Source organism: Sphingobium sp., from assembly GCA_035196065.1.
GTDB lineage: Bacteria > Pseudomonadota > Alphaproteobacteria > Sphingomonadales > Sphingomonadaceae > Sphingorhabdus_B > Sphingorhabdus_B rara.
Map to the genome: position 1 here is coordinate 611102 of CP136575.1, position 19103 is coordinate 630204.

General features: G+C 55.9%; 20 protein-coding genes. 17 read left to right on the forward strand and 3 right to left on the reverse strand.

Annotated features, from left to right (window positions below):
• The first annotated feature begins 9 nt into the window (after window positions 1–9).
• The 3 genes from RSE16_02855 to RSE16_02865 are packed head-to-tail and all read left to right on the forward strand — an operon-like array spanning window position 10 to window position 4367.
• Window positions 10–1581, forward strand: coding sequence for an AbgT family transporter (locus tag RSE16_02855; protein ID WRH76424.1), 1572 nt, complete (start codon window positions 10–12; stop codon window positions 1579–1581).
• Window positions 1578–3428: a CocE/NonD family hydrolase gene (locus RSE16_02860; protein WRH76425.1), complete on the forward strand. Its 1851-nt coding sequence runs from the start codon at window positions 1578–1580 to the stop codon at window positions 3426–3428. The genes RSE16_02855 and RSE16_02860 overlap by 4 nt, the downstream gene beginning before the upstream one ends.
• A gap of 6 nt (window positions 3429–3434) precedes the next feature.
• On the forward strand, window positions 3435–4367 hold the full coding sequence (locus RSE16_02865; protein ID WRH76426.1) for a LysR family transcriptional regulator: 933 nt from the start codon (window positions 3435–3437) through the stop codon (window positions 4365–4367).
• 65 nt (window positions 4368–4432) lie between these two features.
• Here the strand turns inward: RSE16_02865 and RSE16_02870 are convergent, their stop codons facing one another.
• The 3 genes from RSE16_02870 to RSE16_02880 form a co-directional block, all read right to left on the reverse strand.
• A complete protein-coding gene (locus tag RSE16_02870) occupies window positions 4433–5149 on the reverse strand; it encodes an IS6 family transposase (protein WRH76427.1) in 717 nt (238 codons plus the stop codon).
• A gap of 77 nt (window positions 5150–5226) precedes the next feature.
• Complete coding sequence (locus tag RSE16_02875; protein WRH76428.1) at window positions 5227–5625, reverse strand: metalloregulator ArsR/SmtB family transcription factor; 399 nt, start codon at window positions 5623–5625, stop codon at window positions 5227–5229.
• The gene (locus RSE16_02880; GenBank protein WRH76429.1) at window positions 5622–6254 is read right to left on the reverse strand and encodes a peroxiredoxin; all 633 of its coding nucleotides are present in this window, start codon (window positions 6252–6254) and stop codon (window positions 5622–5624) included. Before RSE16_02880 ends, RSE16_02875 begins: the two co-directional genes overlap by 4 nt.
• 105 nt (window positions 6255–6359) lie before the next feature.
• Between RSE16_02880 and RSE16_02885 the strand changes: the two genes are divergently transcribed.
• From RSE16_02885 to RSE16_02950, 14 genes are all read left to right on the forward strand, one after another.
• On the forward strand, window positions 6360–7277 hold the full coding sequence (locus RSE16_02885; GenBank protein WRH76430.1) for an MBL fold metallo-hydrolase: 918 nt from the start codon (window positions 6360–6362) through the stop codon (window positions 7275–7277).
• Entirely contained in the window at window positions 7274–7714 is a 441-nt protein-coding gene (locus tag RSE16_02890; protein WRH76431.1) for a YeeE/YedE thiosulfate transporter family protein, read from the forward strand. Before RSE16_02885 ends, RSE16_02890 begins: the two co-directional genes overlap by 4 nt.
• Complete coding sequence (locus RSE16_02895; protein ID WRH76432.1) at window positions 7711–8151, forward strand: DUF6691 family protein; 441 nt, start codon at window positions 7711–7713, stop codon at window positions 8149–8151. Before RSE16_02890 ends, RSE16_02895 begins: the two co-directional genes overlap by 4 nt.
• Window positions 8152–9735: a TIGR01244 family sulfur transferase gene (locus RSE16_02900; GenBank protein WRH76433.1), complete on the forward strand. Its 1584-nt coding sequence runs from the start codon at window positions 8152–8154 to the stop codon at window positions 9733–9735.
• A gap of 5 nt (window positions 9736–9740) precedes the next feature.
• Window positions 9741–11510 (forward strand): sulfate permease, encoded by a 1770-nt coding sequence (sulP, locus tag RSE16_02905; GenBank protein ID WRH76434.1) that lies wholly within the window; start codon window positions 9741–9743, stop codon window positions 11508–11510.
• Window positions 11511–11665: 155 nt separating this feature from the next.
• On the forward strand, window positions 11666–12295 hold the full coding sequence (locus RSE16_02910; protein WRH76435.1) for a peroxiredoxin: 630 nt from the start codon (window positions 11666–11668) through the stop codon (window positions 12293–12295).
• Window positions 12296–12389: 94 nt separating this feature from the next.
• Complete coding sequence (locus RSE16_02915) at window positions 12390–13139, forward strand: hypothetical protein (protein ID WRH76436.1); 750 nt, start codon at window positions 12390–12392, stop codon at window positions 13137–13139.
• On the forward strand, window positions 13136–14542 hold the full coding sequence (locus RSE16_02920) for a cytochrome ubiquinol oxidase subunit I (protein ID WRH76437.1): 1407 nt from the start codon (window positions 13136–13138) through the stop codon (window positions 14540–14542). The genes RSE16_02915 and RSE16_02920 overlap by 4 nt, the downstream gene beginning before the upstream one ends.
• Window positions 14539–15537: a cytochrome d ubiquinol oxidase subunit II gene (gene cydB, locus RSE16_02925; GenBank protein ID WRH76438.1), complete on the forward strand. Its 999-nt coding sequence runs from the start codon at window positions 14539–14541 to the stop codon at window positions 15535–15537. Before RSE16_02920 ends, cydB begins: the two co-directional genes overlap by 4 nt.
• Complete coding sequence (locus RSE16_02930; GenBank protein ID WRH76439.1) at window positions 15537–15638, forward strand: DUF2474 domain-containing protein; 102 nt, start codon at window positions 15537–15539, stop codon at window positions 15636–15638. The genes cydB and RSE16_02930 overlap by 1 nt, the downstream gene beginning before the upstream one ends.
• Before the next feature lie 25 nt (window positions 15639–15663).
• Window positions 15664–16527 carry a methyltransferase domain-containing protein gene (locus tag RSE16_02935; GenBank protein ID WRH76440.1) on the forward strand — a complete coding sequence of 288 codons (864 nt, stop codon included), beginning with the start codon at window positions 15664–15666 and terminating at the stop codon, window positions 16525–16527.
• Between the two features lie 114 nt (window positions 16528–16641).
• Window positions 16642–17043 (forward strand): DDE-type integrase/transposase/recombinase, encoded by a 402-nt coding sequence (locus RSE16_02940; GenBank protein ID WRH76441.1) that lies wholly within the window; start codon window positions 16642–16644, stop codon window positions 17041–17043.
• A gap of 84 nt (window positions 17044–17127) precedes the next feature.
• Window positions 17128–18317, forward strand: a protein-coding gene (locus RSE16_02945) for an IS3 family transposase (protein ID WRH76442.1) whose coding sequence is annotated in 2 segments (ribosomal slippage) — window positions 17128–17380 and window positions 17380–18317 — 1191 coding nt in all. Because the reading frame shifts where the segments join, the coding sequence is not laid out codon by codon here.
• Between the two features lie 155 nt (window positions 18318–18472).
• Window positions 18473–19078 carry a TetR/AcrR family transcriptional regulator gene (locus RSE16_02950; protein ID WRH76443.1) on the forward strand — a complete coding sequence of 202 codons (606 nt, stop codon included), beginning with the start codon at window positions 18473–18475 and terminating at the stop codon, window positions 19076–19078.
• Window positions 19079–19103: the final 25 nt, after the last annotated feature.

A 19103-nucleotide genomic window follows, 5' to 3' on the forward strand; every position in this document is an offset into this window, starting at 1 on the left:
TGGCATGATATGACGCAGACATCTCAGCAGTTGCCGTCCGTTCCGGACGGCAGCCGGACGGGCTGGCTGGACCGGATCGAAAGGTTCGGAAACCGGTTGCCCGATCCGGTTGCAATCTTTGTGCTGCTGATGGCGGTTCTCGTCGGTGTGTCAGCACTTGCGGCAGCGGCAGGCTGGTCGGCAACCAATCCGGCAACGGGCGCATTAATTGCCAGCGAAAGCCTTTTATCGCAGGAAAATATCCGGCGGTTTCTGGTCGAAATGCCTGCAACATTCACCGGCTTCAAACCTTTGGGCCTCGTGTTGGTAGTGATGCTTGGCGCAGCAGTTGCCGAGCGCTCGGGTCTGTTTGCTGCGCTGATGACCCGGTCAATGCGCAAAGTGCGAGGGCGCTTTCTGACGCCCTCGGTTTTTCTCGTCGGGCTTTTGTCACACCATGCCTCGGACGCTGCCTATGTTGTGATTATTCCTCTGGCTGCACTTGCTTATGCCAGTGTGGGCCGTCACCCACTTGCCGGGGTGGCCATTGCCTATGCGGGAATTTCCGGTGCCTTTGCAGCCAATCTAGTTCCCGGCCAATTTGACGTTCTGATCCTGGGTATCACGCAAAGCGCCGCGCAAATGATTGATCCGGACTACGGACTTAATCCGCTTGGCAACTGGTGGTTCACGGCGAGTCTGGGGTTTTTGCTGATACCCGTTACCTGGTGGGTCAATGACCGCATCGTGGAGCCGAGGCTGGGCACTTGGCATGGAACGACCGAAACGTCCGCACAGGTCGCACCCGCGGCTGGTGAACCGGATAAGGAAAGTGCTGCATTGCGCCGCGCGTTTTGGGCAGCATTGGCCGTCGCCAGCCTCTTCGCTGCATTGGTCATTACACCGGGTTTCAGCCCACTCGTTGATCCCGCTGTTCCGGGGCCTGCCCGACTAGAGCCCTTTTATACCAGTCTCGTTGCAGGCTTTGCTTTGCTATTCCTTGCATCCGGATGGGCCTTTGGCCGCAAGGCCGGAACGATTTCATCGCACCGCGATGTGGTGAAAATGATGGGCCAGGGACTAGAGGCGACCGCACCTTATCTGGTCATGGCATTCTTCGCTGCACATTTCATCGCCATGTTCACTTGGTCCAATCTTGGTCCAATCGTTGCGATCAAGGGTGCCGAGGTCTTGGCCCACATCGAACTTTCCACTTCAACGCTACTGGTGGCGCTACTCAGCCTGTCGTCAGTCTTTGACTTGGCGATTGGTTCAGCATCGGCAAAATGGAGTGCGATGGCGCCGATCGTGGTGCCCATGCTGATGCTGCTGGACGTGTCACCCGAGATGACAACTGCAGCCTATCGGATGGGCGACTCCATCTTCAACATCATTACACCTGTGGCTTCCAATTTCGTACTCGTACTCGCTCTCGCCCAGCGCTGGAAACACGATTTCGGTATCGGTTCACTGATCGCAATGATGTTGCCTTTCAGCATCGCCATTGGAGTTGTCGGTTTTGGACTGATCGCTTTCTGGTCCGCCAGCGAATTGCCGACCGGGCCCGCCGCGCCTGCAACCTATGAGTTCCAACGGCCATGATTGAGGATCGCGCTTATCTGGTTGAACCGTCGATCGCAGATGCCATGGTTCCGATGCGAGATGGTATAAGGCTGGCGACCGACATATACCTTCCCGAAGGCAAAGGCCCTTTCCCTGTCCTTCTTGAACGAACCCCATATGGCAAGCGGCGCACTAACCGGGCAGACTGCACAGCCCAGGATCCGAAGATCCGCAGCAAACCGGAAATCGCAGCGCAATTCGTAGCGGGCGGTTTTGCCTATGTGCTGCAGGACGGCCGTGGCCGTTACGCCTCCGAAGGCCGCTTTACCAAATATCTTTGCGAGGGCGAAGACGGTGAAGACTGCCTTGCATGGATCATGCGCCAGCCATGGTGCAATGGCGAGGTCGGAACGCTTGGCTTATCCTATGGCGCCCATGTGCAGGCCGCGCTCGCCTGCGGAAATCCCAAGGGTCTTGGCGCGATGTTTCTCGATTCCGGTGGCTTTTCAAGTGCCTATCACGGAGGTATCCGGCAGGGCGGCGCTTATGAATTAAAGCAACTTACATGGGCCTATAAACATGCGTTGATCTCTGCGACACACCGCGGCGACCGGGCTGCAATTGCATCCATTGCTGAACAGGATATCCGAGACTGGATCCGCATACGCTGGCGCAAAGGCCTGTCCCCCATATCCGCTATGCCGGAATATGAAGCCTATATCCTCGAGCAATGGGACCGCAACGTTTTCGACCATTTCTGGAAACAGCGCGGGCTTTACAGCGCTGGATGGTATGATCGGTTTTCTGATGTACCCCAAGTCCATATGTCGAGCTGGTACGATCCTTATGCTCAGACCGCGATCGATAACTTCGCCGCTCTTTCACAGCTTAAAAAAAGCCCCGTTCGCTTGATCTTGGGGCCGTGGACCCATGGGCAACGGTCTGTCACCTATTCGGGCGACGTCGATTTCGGTTCGCTGGCGACACTCGATGGCAATCTGGCAGTTGATTATACAGTGTTGCGGCGTGATTGGTTCGACCATCATCTGCGCAGACGCGATGTCGCGGATCCTTTGCCCGACGCGGTAACTATTTTCCGGATGGGCGGCGGCTCGGGAAGAAGAAACGCTCAAGGCAGGATGGATCATGGCGGTTCATGGATGCGCGCTTCGAGTTGGCCCTTGCCGGATACAGCCATCGAAACGCTTTATCTGGCTGGAGGCGGGCAGCTCTCTCATACGCCCGCGGCTGAAGGAGAAGCTGCGAACTGCCGTGTAAAGGCCGATCCTGCAAATCCCGTTCCGACAATCGGCGGCGCGGTAACTTCGGCAGAGCCAATCATGTTTGCCGGCGCATTCGACCAACGCGAAACCGAGGCATTGTTCGGCGCAACAATGCCGGGCCGTGCGCTTGCGGATCGTGACGATGTGGTGAGCTTCCGAACCGATCCCCTCACCGATGCGATGTGCGTTGCCGGCAATATCGAACTGCGTTTATTTGTCGAATGTGACACGCCAGATGCAGACATTGCGATCAAATTGGTCGACGAATATCCGCCAAATGACGATTATCCCCAAGGCTTTACGATGAACGTCGCCCATGGCATCTTGCGGTTACGGTTCCGAAACTCTTTCGAAAAGCCTGAGCCGATGGTAACCGGAAAAATCTATGAAGTTGTCGTGCGATCATTTCCGACCTGTAACCTGTTCGCGGCTGGCCACCGTTTGCGTATCGACATTGCGGGCAGCAACTTCCCGCATTTCGACATCAATCCAAATTGTGACTGGTCAGATCCCGATGCGCAACCTTGCGTTGCAACCCTGCAAATCCATTGCACTGCGGATTTGCCATCCTGCGCAACCATTCCGTTTGTTTCTGTCCGGTAGCCTGACTTGAAGTTGCGCATCGGCTTTGGCGCGGGGCCCGAACAGCCAGACATCAGCATCCGGGCGTTGCGCGCTTTTGTCGAAGTCATGCACAGCGGTTCCGCGACTGCCGCTGCAAAGCAATTGCAAATGACACAGCCTGCAATCAGCCGCCTGATCGCGCAGGTTGAGGAGCGTTACGGATTCGAGCTGTTTTTTCGTGAAAAAGGCAGACTTGTCGCCACCGAAGACGGAAAGCGCTTTCTTTCTGAAGTTGAGTTGGCGCTATCCAATATGGAGCGGCTCCATAATATCGCCCGCGACATATCAGGGCTAACGGCGGGCTCGATCCGCGTGGTCGCGCCGCCAAGCTTCTCTGAAGCGATCCTGCCTGACATCGTCGCCGCTTTTCTCGAACGCCATCCGGGAGTTGAATTCAGCATAGACTCGCGCAGCGCCGAAACAGCACGATCAATGATAGCGATGCGTTATGCCGATTGCGGCTTTGTGAAGATGCCGGTCGATGAAAAAGACCTCGCGACCGATGTCATGATGACCAACAACTCTGTCTGCGTGATGCACCGGGACCATCCGCTTGCTGGCCTCGATTCCATTTCTCCGGCTGAAATCCTTGACGCGCCGTTGATCCTGCTCGGCGCAGGCCGGCGCTGGCGCAGCCAGGTCGATCAGGCCTTTGCCGAATATGGCCGGCGGCCCAGCGTGTCGATAGAAACGCATACTCATGGATCTGCCTGCGCGCTCGCGTTCAAGCAGATAGGTATGGCCATTCTCAATGAACGGCTGGCAAAGCCTTATCTGCGGGGTCCGCTGGTCGCGCGCCCATTTCAACCGCACATCGTCCACCGCTATGCTTTTGCCACATCAAATCTTTCACCACCTTCGCGCCTGACCCTAGCCTTTAAGGAAGTTGCCGCGGACTATTTCCGCAATGCCCCCTGAGGTGCTGTCAGTCTAACGCTAACTGGTCTCCACTGAACAAGGGCAGGGCAGGTGGCCGCTGCACCTCAGGCAGCGAGAGAATGCCACTCAGCCAAGGCGGCTGAGCGATGGAGCTTGTAGGTCTTTCGGTCAACGAGGTGGCGGTCTGAGGCGAAGTGGTTGTGCAGTGAGGCGTGGACGGAGGCGAACTTCTGTAGCGACTTCATCTGCCGAAATCTGAGCATCGCACGCTCTCGTCGCCTGAAGGGGAGGTGGCTGTTCTCAACCCTGTTGTTGGCCCAGCGGCCGATCTCCTGCTTCTCCCGATTGCCTAACTCGTCCATCGCTGCGCCGTAGGACCGCAGGCCGTCGGTGGTAATTGTCTCGACGCAACCGTGCCGCTTCAGCGCCTTCTTTATGAATGCCAGTGCAGCTTTCTTATCTCTGGTCTTTGTGACGTAACTCTCGAGGATCTCACCTTCCTGGTCGACCGCGCGCCACAGGTAGTGCATCTCTCCGCCAATCTTCACGTACATCTCGTCGAGGTGCCAGTTCCAGTGGCGAAAGCCCTTCATTCGTGAGACCCGCTGCCGGCGGATATCGGCAGCGAACATCGGGCCAAAGCGGTTCCACCAGAAGCGCACCGTCTCATGGCAGATGTCTATTCCCCGCTCGAACAGCAGGTCCTCGACGTTCCGCAGCGACAGCGGAAACCGGACGTACATCATCACCACGAGGCGGATCACTTCGGGCGATGAGTTGAAATAGCGGAAGGCATTGGCGGGCCTCTTCGGTCTCGGCATTCTGCGCAGCTAGCGACCCTCGACCCCTGCGCCTAGCCGATGCATTTGCTCTGACAGGGCCCAAAAACATTAGCCTGCTAAATGATGCGCGCGAATCCTGCCGCGCTACGCGCTGGGGTTGAACGTACCTCAGGCTTATTCACTTGCAGGGCGGTATTCAACATTTGCTCCACATCACCTTCGTCTCCGAGGATTGCTTCCATGCTGCGAACGCATAAGCGGACTTTATCATTCGCTAAGTCATACCAGATTTGCTTTGAAGCGCGCCGCGTTTTTACGAGGTCGTTGCGGCGCAGTTCCGCAAGTTGCTGGCTAAGCGCAGGTTGGCCGATGCCAGTTGCGGTATCTATTTCGCTAACAGTGCGTTCACCGCGCAAAAGGGAAGATAAGATCATGAGCCGCTGCGGCTGCGCATAGACTTTTAGCTTGTCCGCCGCTTTTACGGCGCGATCCCGACTTTCAAAAAGCGAAGTCATTTCGCATCTGCCAAATGACAAAACCAATCATCATCAACTCCGATTTCGGCGCTGTTTATAATTGGTAGTGCCAGCAATCTATCCCCAGGCTGCCATCCCTCTGGAGCGAGGGCAATGTTGCCCTCAGTAGCTTTCAATGCGCGAAGAAGGCGCAGCATTTCGCTGACCGAGCGCCCAACATTATGTGGATAAGTGGTGATCGCACGAATTACTCCCTCTGGGTCGATAAAATAGGTTGAGCGAACCGCTGCGCTATCAACTGCGGTATCGTCAATCATGCCATATGCGCGACCAATTGCCATGGATGGATCTTCGATGATTGGGAACGGAACATGAATCCCAAATTTGCGTTTAATCGCATTCACCCACGCAATGTGCGAATGGATACTGTCCACGGACAGTCCGAGCAATGCACAGCCAGCTGCTTCAAACTCGGCGGCCGATTTCGCGAGGGCAATGAATTCCGTCGTACACACTGGCGTAAAGTCGGCAGGGTGCGAAAAGAAGATGAGCCATTGGCCCCGATATTCCGATAGGCTCCGTTCCCCGAGTGTGGTTCGCGCACGAAAGTTCGGCGCTGTTTCGCCAATCCTAATTGGCTGTGAGGGAACTGCTGGCGTGTCGTTCATTTCTTCATCCTGTTAATCTGTCGGCGCTGCCACGAGACTCCTATTGACGCAACATTGATAATTGATTACACAATTTATGTAAATATGAATTTATAGGAGTTTCCCATGCCCGACTCAGCGTTAGAAAATGCCATCGCGCAGGTGAGCGATGCCCAAAAGGGTGTTCCGATAATTCGCGCCTTTTTCGACAAACCGACTTTCACGGTCAGCTATGTGGTCCATGATCCCGAGACCAAGCAGGCTGCGATCGTTGATAGCGTGCTTGATTTTGACCCTGCTTCAGGCCGGACCTCGTTCGCGTCGGCGGATGCAATTATCGCATATGTTGCACAGCAGGGCTTGGCCGTTGATTGGCTACTCGAAACCCATGCGCATGCCGATCACCTTTCGGCAGCACCATATCTGCAACAGAAGATCGGCGGCAAAATCGCAATCGGTGAACATATCGTCACCGTCCAGAATGTGTTCGGAAAGCTGTTTAACGCTGGCACTGATTTTCAACGTGATGGGTCCGACTTTGACCGGCTGTTTGCCGATGGCGACCACTTCCAAATTGGGAAGCTGGACGTAACCGTTCTACATGTCCCCGGTCATACGCCTGCGGACATTGCCTATGTCATTGGTGATGCCGTGTTCACAGGCGACACAATGTTCATGCCCGATTACGGCACGGCACGCGCCGATTTTCCCGGCGGGAACGCGCGGCAATTGTTCCAGTCGTTGCGCCGGATATTGTCACTGCCTGCCACGACGCGCCTCTTCATGTGCCACGACTATCTGCCTGCTGGCCGCACTGAATATGCATGGGAAACCACTGTGGAGGCAGAGCGAAAAGGCAATGTCCATGCCCATGACGGCATAACCGAGGATGAATTTGTCGCGATGCGTGAGGCGCGCGATGCGACGCTGGATATGCCGCGCCTGATTTTGCCGTCGGTGCAAGTGAATATGCGTGCAGGGCATATGCCCGCAGCGGACGACAATGGCATCACCTACCTCAAAATCCCGGTCAACGCCGTATGATACCGGCTTTTCCCAACGCCATGCCTGTTGAAGGCTTTATGGGCGGCTTGCTGATTGGGCTTGCGGCCGCGATCATGCTGCTCGGCCTTGGCCGGATCGCCGGCGTCAGCGGAATGGCGGCGCGGGCAACGGGCATCGCGGATACCGGAGCGCCACGAAATGTCGCAATCGCATTTGTCGTCGGCCTTCCGCTTGGCGCGCTTTTCATTGCAACGGTATTTGGTGCGGTGACAGTCAGCTTTCCAGCATCAATCTGGCCGCTAATCATTGGTGGCTTACTCGTTGGTTATGGCACACGGCTCGGCTCGGGCTGCACCAGTGGCCATGGCGTATGCGGGCTATCGCGCCTTTCACCGCGATCCATGCTGGCAACCGGCATGTTCATGGCAAGCGGGTTTGTGACCGTAGGGTTTCTTCGCGCTGGAGGTTTGCTATGACCCGGGCGCTGATCGCATTGCTCTCTGGACTGTTGTTCGGGGCCGGTCTTGCGTATTCGGGCATGTCAGACCCTGCCCGGGTTCAGGCGTTTCTGGACCTGTTTGGCCAATGGGATCCGACGCTCGCTTTCGTTATGGGTGGCGCGATGCTGCCAATGGCAGGGGCTTGGGTCATTAGATCGCGACTGTCTGCGCCGCTTGCCGCGCCAACGTTCGATTTACCAGGCACGACCAAGCTGGATCGCCCGCTCGCCATTGGGGCCATATTGTTTGGAATGGGTTGGGGCATTGCCGGCCTTTGCCCCGGGCCTGCGCTTGCTGACTTGGCGATTGCGCCGGGCGATGTCGCGCCATTTGTCGTTGCGATGTTTGTCGGCATGGCCGCGCAACGCTTCATACTTTTTACATCCCAAAAACCAAAACAGGCGGGGGCCTAAATGACCTTCAAATCCATAACGCCAGGCTTTTCTGTCTCGGGGCAACTGACGGCAGAAGATGTGCATCACGCCGCCGCGCAGGGCTTCAAATCGGTTATCTGCAACCGGCCGGATGGCGAAGAGGCGGGGCAACCATCCGCCGCCGCTATCCAGAAAGAAGCGGAAGCGCTTGGTCTGTCATTCACTTATATTCCAGCCGTGTCAGGCGCAGTGACGGACGATGATGCGGCCAAGATGAAAGCGGCTCTTGCCGATATGCCATCCCCCATTCTTGCCTATTGCCGTTCCGGCGCGCGCTCCAGTAAGCTTTGGGAAATAGCGACAAAAGGTCAGAATGAAGCGCCATTCTCCGTCAAAATCTATGATGTGGTTATCGTGGGCGGCGGCAGCGCAGGCATTGCGACTGCCTCCAGCCTCCTCAAACGCAACCGGCAGCTGTCGATTGCCGTAATCGAACCTTCAGAAGACCATTATTATCAGCCCGGCTGGACTATGGTTGGGGCTGGTGTTTTCTCGGCTGGATTCACCAAGCGCACCGAAAAATCGGTCATGCCCAAAGCGGTTGACTGGATCAAAAAGGCAGCCTCTGGATTTGCGCCTGAGGACAACAAAGTGCTGCTCGCCGATGGAAGTTCGGTTGCCTATCGCGTGCTGGTGGCATGCCCCGGCATTAAGCTGGATTGGGAGGCTATCGACGGCTTGACCGAAACACTCGGTCAAAATGGCGTAACGTCCAACTATCGTTACGACCTTGCCCCTTATACCAACCGCCTTGTGAAGGATTTCAAGCAAGGCCGCGCGCTGTTCACGCAGCCGCCAATGCCGATTAAATGTGCAGGCGCGCCGCAAAAATCAATGTATCTATCATGCAGTGCGTGGGAACGTGCCGGGGTGTTAAAAGACATTGATGTGCAATTCCATAACAGCGGCGCAGTGCTGTTCGGGGTTGCCGCCTATGTGCCCGCACTGATGGAATATATCGAACGCTATGACGCGCACTTAAATTTTGAATCGAAGCTGGTTGCGATCGATGGCCCTGCCAAAATTGCGACATTTGAACAGAAACGCGGCGACATCGTCACGCGGGTCGAAGAAAAGTTCGACATGATCCATGTCGTCCCGCCGCAAGTCGCGCCAGATTTTGTGCGCAACAGTCCGCTGGCTGCCGCAAGTGGTTTCATTGAGGTCAATGAAGCGACATTGCAGCATGTGCGCTATCCTAATGTCTTTGCATTGGGCGATGCCTGCTCGGCGTCAAACGCCAAGACCATGGCGGCAGCGCGCAAGCAAGCGCCTGTGGTCGCGGTGAACGTATTGGCTGCTCTTGAGGGCAAACCGCCTGTCGCCGATTATGACGGCTATGGCAGCTGTCCTCTGACCGTTGAACGCGGCAAGATCGTGCTTGCAGAGTTCGGCTATGGCGGCAAGTTGCTGCCAAGCTTTCCCAATTGGCTGATTGACGGCACGCGTCCATCGCGCCTGTCATGGCTGTTAAAGGACACCATCCTTCCGCCAATTTACTGGCACGGTATGCTCAAAGGGCATGAGTGGATGGTCAAACCCCACAAGATCGGCGCGGCATAACGGCTATGAAATTGGCGCGCTATTTGCCGATATTGGAATGGGGACGCGGCTATGGCGGCGTGACGTTGACCAATGACTTGGTGGCCGCTGCAATCGTCACGATAATGCTCATCCCGCAAAGCCTGGCTTATGCCATGTTGGCGGGATTACCGCCGGAAATAGGGCTATACGCGTCTATTCTTCCCATCATTGCCTATGCACTGTTCGGAACGAGCCGCGCACTCGCCGTTGGGCCAGTGGCGGTGATTTCGCTGATGACTTTGACAGCGGCGAGCGCCGTTGCTGCACCGGGCAGCGCCGAATTTATTGCCGCCACGCTTGTCCTCGCGTTGCTGTCCGGGCTGATCCTGATTGTCATGGGCGTGTTGCGTCTGGGTTTTCTCGCAAACCTGTTATCGCATCCTGTGGTGTCGGGGTTTATTACCGCAAGCGGTATCATTATTGCCACCAGCCAACTCAAGTCGCTGTTGGGCATTAAGGCGTCGGGTGAGGCAATGCCCGAGCTGGTCACGACGTTGATCGAAAATGCCAAGGACACAAACCCTTACACCCTTGCGATTGGCGTGATTGCGACCGGATTTCTATTCTGGGTGCGCAAAGGTTTGAAACCCATGCTCATTGGTTTCGGGCTGGCGGCTCGGCCTGCTGATCTTGTTGCCAAAGCCGGACCCATCGTTGCGGTCGCGCTGTCGATTTTGGCGGTCATCACGTTCGATCTTGAAGCCAAAGGCGTGAAGGTGGTCGGCGATATTCCGCAGAGCTTGCCACCCTTCACCATTCCCTTGTTCGATGCGGAACTATGGCAGAGACTGGCCGTTCCTGCGCTGTTGCTCAGCATCATTGGATTTGTGGAATCGGTCTCGGTCGCGCAAACGCTCGCAGCGAAAAAGCGGCAGCGCATTGTTCCGGACCAGGAACTTATTGGCCTGGGCGCAGCGAATGTCGCCGCCGCTTTTTCGGGCGGCTATCCAGTCACGGGCGGATTTGCCCGCTCGGTCGTCAACTTCGATGCAGGCGCGGAAACCCCCGCCGCAGGTGCATTTACCGCGATTGGCATATTGCTCGCGGCCTTGTTCCTGACGCCATTGCTCGCGTCGCTTCCCATCGCGACATTGGCCGGTACGATCATCGTTGCGGTCTTGAGCCTCGTCGATTTTAAAACGCCGCGCGCGATCTGGCGCTATTCCAAAGCCGATTTTGCCGCGATGGCGGTAACGATAGCCGTGACGCTCCTGATTGGTGTTGAACCTGGCGTGATGGCAGGTGTCGGCCTGAGCCTTGCATTGTTCCTCTGGCGCGCTTCACGGCCACATGCCGCCATTGTTGGACGGGTTCCCGAGACCGAGCATTTCCGAAATGTGAAACGCCACAAGGTGTTCACCGACCCGCGCATCCTGACCATCCGCGTCGACGAAAGCCTTACCTATCTCAACGCCCGTTGGCTCGAAGAGTTCGTACTGGAACAGGTCGCCGAACGTTCAGAGCTGCGCCATCTTATCCTGATGTGTTCTGCAATAAACGCTGTTGACGCCTCTGCGCTCGAGAGCATCGAAGCAATCAACCACCGGCTGGCAGATAGCCGTGTCCAGCTGCATTTCTCTGAGGTCAAAGGCCCGGTAATGGACGCACTCGAAAAGTCGCATTTGCTTCATGACCTCACCGGCAAAGTCTGGTTGTCACAAAACGAAGCGCTTCAATCGCTCATTCGGTCTTCGGACGAAGACGACAATGCAACGACTATTCCCGACAATATGGCCGCTAGAGGTCTGATATGACAGAGTATTTTTCAAAACGTCGTGGCATTAAGTGGCGCATTCTTTATTGATACAAACATTCAAATTGTCGATTACATTAACTGTGTAATTATGTTGGTATTGAGCGGCAACTGGGATCATTGTTGAGATACTAAGTAAACCAAAAAGGATATAATATGACCCTTCACATTGGCGATATCGCACCCGACTTTCAGACTGAAACGCAAAATGGCCCGATCAGCTTCCACGAGTGGGCTGGCGACAGCTGGGTATTCTTCTTCAGCCATCCGGCAGATTTTACACCTGTTTGCACCACCGAAATGGGTCGCACGGCGCAACTCGCTAGCGAGTTTGAAAAGCGCAATACCAAGCCACTTGGCCTTTCGACCGATACAGCGGAAGAGCATCTTAAGTGGATCGATGACGTCAACGACACCCAGCATACCGACCTCAAATTCCCGATCCTTGCGGATGCCGATCTGTCGATTGCGCGTATGTACGATATGATCCATCCGCAGCAGAGCGAAACCGCCGCGGTGCGTTCGGTATTCATCATCGATCCCGACAAGAAAATTCGTCTGACCATGACCTATCCAATGAGTGTCGGTCGGAATTTTGCTGAGATATTGCGCGTCATTGATGCGTTGCAGACCGGCGACAAGTTCCGGATTGCGACGCCTGCAGACTGGGAAGTGGGCAAGGATGTCATCATCCCGCCGTCGATCAAAGACGACGAAGCTGCGACGTTGTTCCCGCAAGGCTGGACGACCCTTCGTCCGTATTTGCGGACGACGAACGTCGCCTGAATTAGTATGAGCATAAAAGGTAAGATTATATTTGAATATCCAACTTGTTGGCTCGCAAATGTCACTGTCGTTAGTAGATAGGAAAATTAGACGGATGAAACTGGTCTTCGCGCTTCTCCCAATTCTTCTAACGACAGCACCAGCTCTTGCGGAGCCAACGTCGGTGACAGTTCATGCCATCAGCCAGGATGCAAAATTCATCGGCGATTCGATGGGTGGCGTCGAGGTGGTTCTGCGTGATGCAAAGACGGGTAAGGAACTCGCAAAAGGTATTACTGCTGGAGACACAGGTGATACCAATAAGATTATGGAAGCTGTCGGGCGGTCACCAATGCGCACGAGTCCAGGGGCCGCGCATTATTCGACTACACTAGATATTTCGGTGCCCACGCTGGTGCGTGTTGAACTGCGCGGGCCGCTTGGCCGCCCCTTAACGATGCAGAGCGCGATGTCCGATCGCTGGCTGGTTCCCGGCATTTCGGCAGTCGCTGGTAACGCGTGGGTCGTGGAACTTCCTGGCCTTGCCATAGAAATGGACGACATCTCTACTTTGACACAGGGTCAAGCTACCACTTTGACTGCCAAAGTGTCATTGATGTGCGGCTGTCCGATTGCGGATGGAGGCTTGTGGGACGCGGCAGATTATCAAGTAGTCGCAATATTGCGCCAAAAGGGTCAGCCTACTGAGCGAATACCAATGTTCTTTTCAGTCGCTCCGGGACAATTCACCGGTACAATGCTACCCAACTTTTCGGGAAAGGGCGAGCTCTGGATTATCGCCCGAAATAAGCGCACCGGCAACACTGGAGCAGCAAGTTTTCCCATCAGGATTAGTAAGCCATGATCGAGCAGGAATGGGCAATAATTCTGGCCCGGGCACAATTTGCTTTTACCGTAAGCTTCCACTTTCTGTTTCCAGCGTTTTCGATTGGGCTCGCGAGCTTTCTCGCGGTTCTTGAGGGGTTGTGGCTCAAAACCGGTGAAGGCGTGTACGCTAACCTATATCGCTACTGGTTGAAAATCTTCGCGGTTGTTTTTGCGATGGGCGTCGTGTCGGGCATCGTGATGTCCTACCAATTCGGCACCAATTGGTCGGTGTTTTCGGACAAAGCGGGACCCGTCATCGGGCCGTTAATGGCCTATGAAGTTCTGACGGCGTTCTTCCTAGAAGCAGGCTTTCTGGGCGTAATGCTGTTCGGGATCAACAAGGTTGGGCGCAAGCTCCACTTTGTCGCAACGCTGGCCGTCGCCATTGGCACCTTCATTTCCGCATTCTGGATATTGTCGGTGAACAGCTGGATGCAAACACCGGTGGGATATGAGATTGCGGCCAATGGTCAGTTCATGCCCGGTGATAGCTGGTGGGCAATCATCTTCAACCCCAGCTTCCCCTACCGCCTCGTCCACACTTTACTGGCGGCCTATCTGACCACTGCCTTTGCCGTGGGCGCGGTTGGCGCCTGGCATTTGTTGAAAGACAAAGCCAATCCGGGGGCGCGCAAAATGTTCTCGATGGCTATGTGGATGGCGGCAATCGTCGCGCCGCTTCAGGTCGTCGCGGGTGACTTTCACGGCATCAATACGTTGGAACATCAACCGGCGAAGGTCATGGCAATGGAGGGGCATTATCAAAGCCATCCCGATGGCGCGCCATTGATATTGTTTGGCATTCCCAACAGCAAAGAGCGGACGGTCGATTACGCCGTTGAAATTCCCAAAGCATCGTCGTTAATCCTGAAGCATGATCTGAATGCACCGCTCGCTGGCCTTGATACCATCCCCGACGCAGACGAGCCGCCGGTTGGTATTGTCTTCTGGGCATTCCGGATCATGGTCGGTCTCGGCATTGCGATGGTAGCCATCGGCATGTGGAGCCTGCTCGCACGGTCGAGAAAGCAGCTGTATGAATGGTCGTGGCTCCATAAGGCCGCATTATTGATGGGCCCGTCTGGCTTCATTGCCGTGCTTGCAGGCTGGGTGGTGACCGAAGTTGGACGGCAACCCTTCACGATTTATGGCGTGTTGCGCACCGTTGATAGCGCCTCGCCGCTTGATGCACCCGCCGTTGCTTTCTCGCTTCTCGCCTTTGTTGTGGTGTATTTCGCGGTGTTCGGCATGGGCATTTGGTATTTGTTGCGTTTGATGAAGAAACCACCGGAGGCGCACGAAAGCGCGCTGGATGGCACCCCTATCCGAAGCGCAGGCATCACACCTGCACCCGCGGTATTGGAAGGAGCATCGGCATGATCGATCTGACCGTTATATGGGCCAGCATCATTGGCTTTGCCATCATTGCTTATGTTGTCATGGACGGCTTTGATCTTGGCATCGGCATATTGTTTCCCTTTTTCAAAGTGGGCAAGGACCGCGATACCGCGATGAACAGTATCGCGCCTGTCTGGGACGGAAACGAAACATGGCTGGTGATGGGCGTCGGCGGTTTGCTTGCGGCCTTCCCGCTGGCGTATGCGATCATTTTGCCTGCGCTTTATGCACCGATGATTGCGATGCTGCTTGGCCTTGTATTTCGCGGCGTTGCGTTCGAATTTCGCTGGCGCGATCCGGCACATCGCGAACTGTGGGATCGCGCATTCACGCTGGGTTCGTTCATTGCCACCTTCGCGCAGGGGATAGCTCTTGGCGCGCTGCTCCAAGGTATTACCATTGAAGGCCGTTCCTATGCCGGCGGATGGTGGGAATGGCTGTCGCCATTTAGCATTTTGACCGGCTTTGGGCTGCTGGTCGGCTATGCGCTTTTGGGCGCGTGCTGGCTGAACTGGAAGACCGAAGGCGCATTGCAGCGTCAGGCGGTCACTTATGCCGGACGGCTGGGCATAAGCTTGCTATTGATGATCGGCGTAATCAGCCTCGCCACGCTGACGCTTGAGGCGCAATATTATTTGCGTTGGTTGAGCTATCCGGGTGTGCTGGCAACGGCCATAGTGCCGATTGCTACCATTGCCGTGACGTTCCTCTTCTATCGCAGCCTGCGTCGGACCAAAGATGCGCAGCCGTTCTTCTGGGCACTCGCATTGTTCGGCTTATGCCTGGTTGGCCTTGGCATTTCGATCTGGCCAAACGTCATTCCGGCGCGGGTCACCATCTGGGAAGCAGCGGCGCCACATCGCAGCCAAGTCTTCATGTTGATCGGCGCGTCTATCATGGTCCCGATCATTGTTGCTTACACCGCATGGTCCTATTGGGTGTTCCGCGGCAAAGTCGGCCACGACGGATATCATTGATGCCGCGCGCCAAACAATTAGGCTGGTTCTTCGGCATCTGGATGCTGAGCGTCGGTGCTCTGGCGATTATCGGCGGTGTCATCCGTTGGGTATTGCTTTAAACGTTTGCATAGGGAGAGGCGCAAAATGACTGAGATGAACAACGGCCCCGAAGCATTAAAGGGCGAAGATTGGGCCGGCGAAATGGGTGCCAAATGGCTTGCTAATCTCGCACGTTTTGAGGGCATGATTGCCCCCATTGGTGAAGCGCTTCTTAGGCAAGCCGATTTCAAACCCGGCGAGCGCGTGCTTGACATCGGCTGCGGTGGTGGCGGGACGACAATTGCCATCGCCAAGGCCGTTGCGCCTTCTGGCGAAGTGGTTGGCATCGACATTTCTCCCGACTTGACGACCGCGTCTCTGCGGCGTGCCAAAGACGCTGGAGTAGCCAACATTGGGTTCATCTGCGCTGATGGAGCCACGGTCCAGCTCGACGATGCCCCGTTTGACAGGCTCTTTTCGCGCTTTGGCAGTATGTTTTTTCCCGAACCGCATAAGGCCTTTGCAAATTTGCACAGTCTGCTGCGTCCCGGTGCGCGGATTGATCTGGCGGTATGGGGTCCACCACGCGACAATTTGTGGATGATGGAAATGATGGGCGTCGTCCGCCGCTATGTCGATATCCCCCCGGCGGTTCCCCGCGCGCCCGGCCCATTCGCGTTTGAAGATCTCAACTATCTGAACGAAATTCTTGCGAGCGGCGGCTTTTCGGAAGCCAGCGTCGTGGCATATAATGGGCTTCAACCAATTGGTGGCGTGAATGCCACAGCTCATGATGCGGTATCGTTCGTGCTGTCTTCAATGGCGGCTGGACGCGCGCTGGAGGAACAGGGTGCAGACGTTCGCGCGGCAGCTGAAACGGATTTGGTCGAACTATTCCAAACGCATTATGTCGCCGGGCAAGGCGTGATGATGCAAGGTAAAGCTTGGCTCGTGTCGGCGACAGCTTAGAGATGATTTTTTGTCTGAAACGAGGCTTTCGCCAACCGGAGTGAACGGCTTGTTTGGAAGGCGAAGCGTGTTCGTTTTAACGGCCGGTATGTTAGCGAGGTGCTGTCAAAGCAAATGCACCGGCTGTCGCTCTCGGCGACTGACCGGCAGCAGCCGCGCATGCCACGCCCTAGAAAACCAGCTAGCCCGTTCCGCTATTTGAACTCATCGCCCGAGGTCATCCGCCTAGTCGTGATGATGTACGTGCGGTTCCCCCTGTCGCTGCGGAATGTTGAGGATCTGCTGTTCGAGCGCGGCATCGACCTCTGCCATGAGACTGTCAGGCTTTGGTGGAACAGGTTCGGGCCGATGTTTGCGGCCGACATCCGCCGCCAGCGGGTGCAGGCCATGCGTGGAGTTCGGCACTGGCGTTGGCATCTCGACGAGATGTACTTCAAACTGAACGGTGAGATGGTCTACCTTTGGCGCGCCGTCGACCACGAAGGCGAAATCCTCGAGAGGGTGCTGTCAGTCTAACGCTAACTGGTCTCCACTTGACGTGACCCCTTAAATTCCCTCCATTTATAATTAGAGTCCGGCCCTTGAGAGAAGGACGGAACGATGAAGCGATCACGGTTTACAGAAGAGCAGATTATAGGTGTGCTTCGGGAGGCAGAGGCGGGTGCGAAGACGGGCGACCTTGCCCGTCGACACGGCGTATCGGAGGCGACGCTTTACAACTGGAAGGCCAAGTACGGAGGCCTGGAAGTATCCGAAGCCAAGCGTCTTCGAGCGTTGGAGGATGAGAACGGGCGGCTCAAGCGTCTGCTGGCAGACGCGATGTTAGACAATGCAGGTCTGAAGGATCTGCTGTCAAAAAAATGGTAACGCCCGCTGCAAAGCGTGAAGCGGTCGCGCATCTTCAAGCCCTGCTTGATGTCAGCGAGCGGCGGGCGTGCAGGGTCATAGCGGCGGATCGGACGGTCATTCGCTACCAGTCTTGTCGCGGTGATGACACGGTGCTGCGTGAGAAGCTGCGCGCCCTTGCGCACCAGCGCCGCCGGTTTGGTTACCGCCGCCTTCATATGCTGTTGCGGCGCGAAGGCATCGCGATCAACCGCAAGAAGACGCAGCGGCTGTATCGGAAGGAAGGCTTGACCGTGCGGCGGCGCAAGGGGCGCAAACGCGCGGTGGGCGCTCGTGCGCCGGCTCCCGTTATAGCGCTGCCCAACCAGCGCTGGAGCCTCGACTTTGTGCACGACCAGTTGGCGAGTGGCCGCCGGTTCCGGATACTCAACGTGGTCGATGATGTGACGCGCGAGTGTCTGGCCGCAGTTCCTGATACTTCGATCTGTGGCAAACGAGTGGTACGCGAACTGACCGATCTGATCGCTGTGCGCGGCAAGCCCGCCATGATAGTCAGCGATAATGGAACTGAACTGACCTCGAATGCCGTGCTCGAATGGTGTGGGACCGCCAAGATTGACTGGCATTATACGGCCCCTGGAAAGCCAACCCAGAATGCGTTCGTCGAGAGTTTTAACGGGCGGATGCGTGACGAACTGCTCAATGAGACATTGTTCACCAGCCTTGATCATGCCCGCGAGAAGATCGCTGCATGGGCTTGGGACTATAACACCCGGCGGCCTCACTCCTCGCTCGGATACGCCACCCCAGCGGCCTTTGCGGCCGAACTGAAAAAGCAAGGGGCTGCTTCGCTCCGCATAGCCGGAGGCTACGCTACGCAGCCCCTTGCTTCACCCGCCCACATGGGCAACAACAACCCCGAGGCTCTAATCAAAACTGGATGATAGTTGGGGGTCACGTCATTACCAAAAACCTTTTTCGCAACCTTTCCGAACGTGTTGATCATGGTCGCTACGACGTCGGTAGTCTAACTTTCTGTGGTCGCGCTTGCTCAGACAACGCAGGGGAACTAAGTCGCCAGCGATTTTGAGGATTTGATATGCTGAAAAAAAGGCGCCCGCGAATTGATCACGACGAACGGCGGATAGCAATCTTACGATCGGGTGCCCGAGTTTTCCTTGAGAAAGGCCTGCGCGGTGCGACAATGGATGATGTCGCGGCCGAATTGAATCTTTCAAAAGGACTTATCTATCGTCAGTTCTCGTCAAAAGATGATCTGATTGCGGCAATTTTCGAGGAGGTTTTGGCTGTTCTAGCGCGTCTGAAAGTGGAGCCTTGGGGCGGGTACCATGCGGGTACCGTTGGCACCATCGCTGCAGCTCGAGAGAATCCGGAAGCATTCCTGCTACTGTACCGGGAATGTCGAGGTGACCCAGTATATCGCATTCATGCCAGTCAGTTGGAAGAGCTGTATGTAGACTGGCTAATGCGATTCTTTGAGGATCAAAAAGGTCAAAGCAGCAAGGAAGCACGCCGCGCGGAAATGGCAGTTAGAAACCTAACCGGCTTCCTCTTTGAAGCTTTATCGAACTGGCTTACCGAGGGGGACGCGGCCGAAGATCCCATTTTCGCAGCTTGGATTGGCGACATCATCAAGTCCTGGCGTCGGTCTACAATTGCTCACTGGAATCTTCCCGACATCTGAACATAGCCTCTTGTAGCATCGCAAC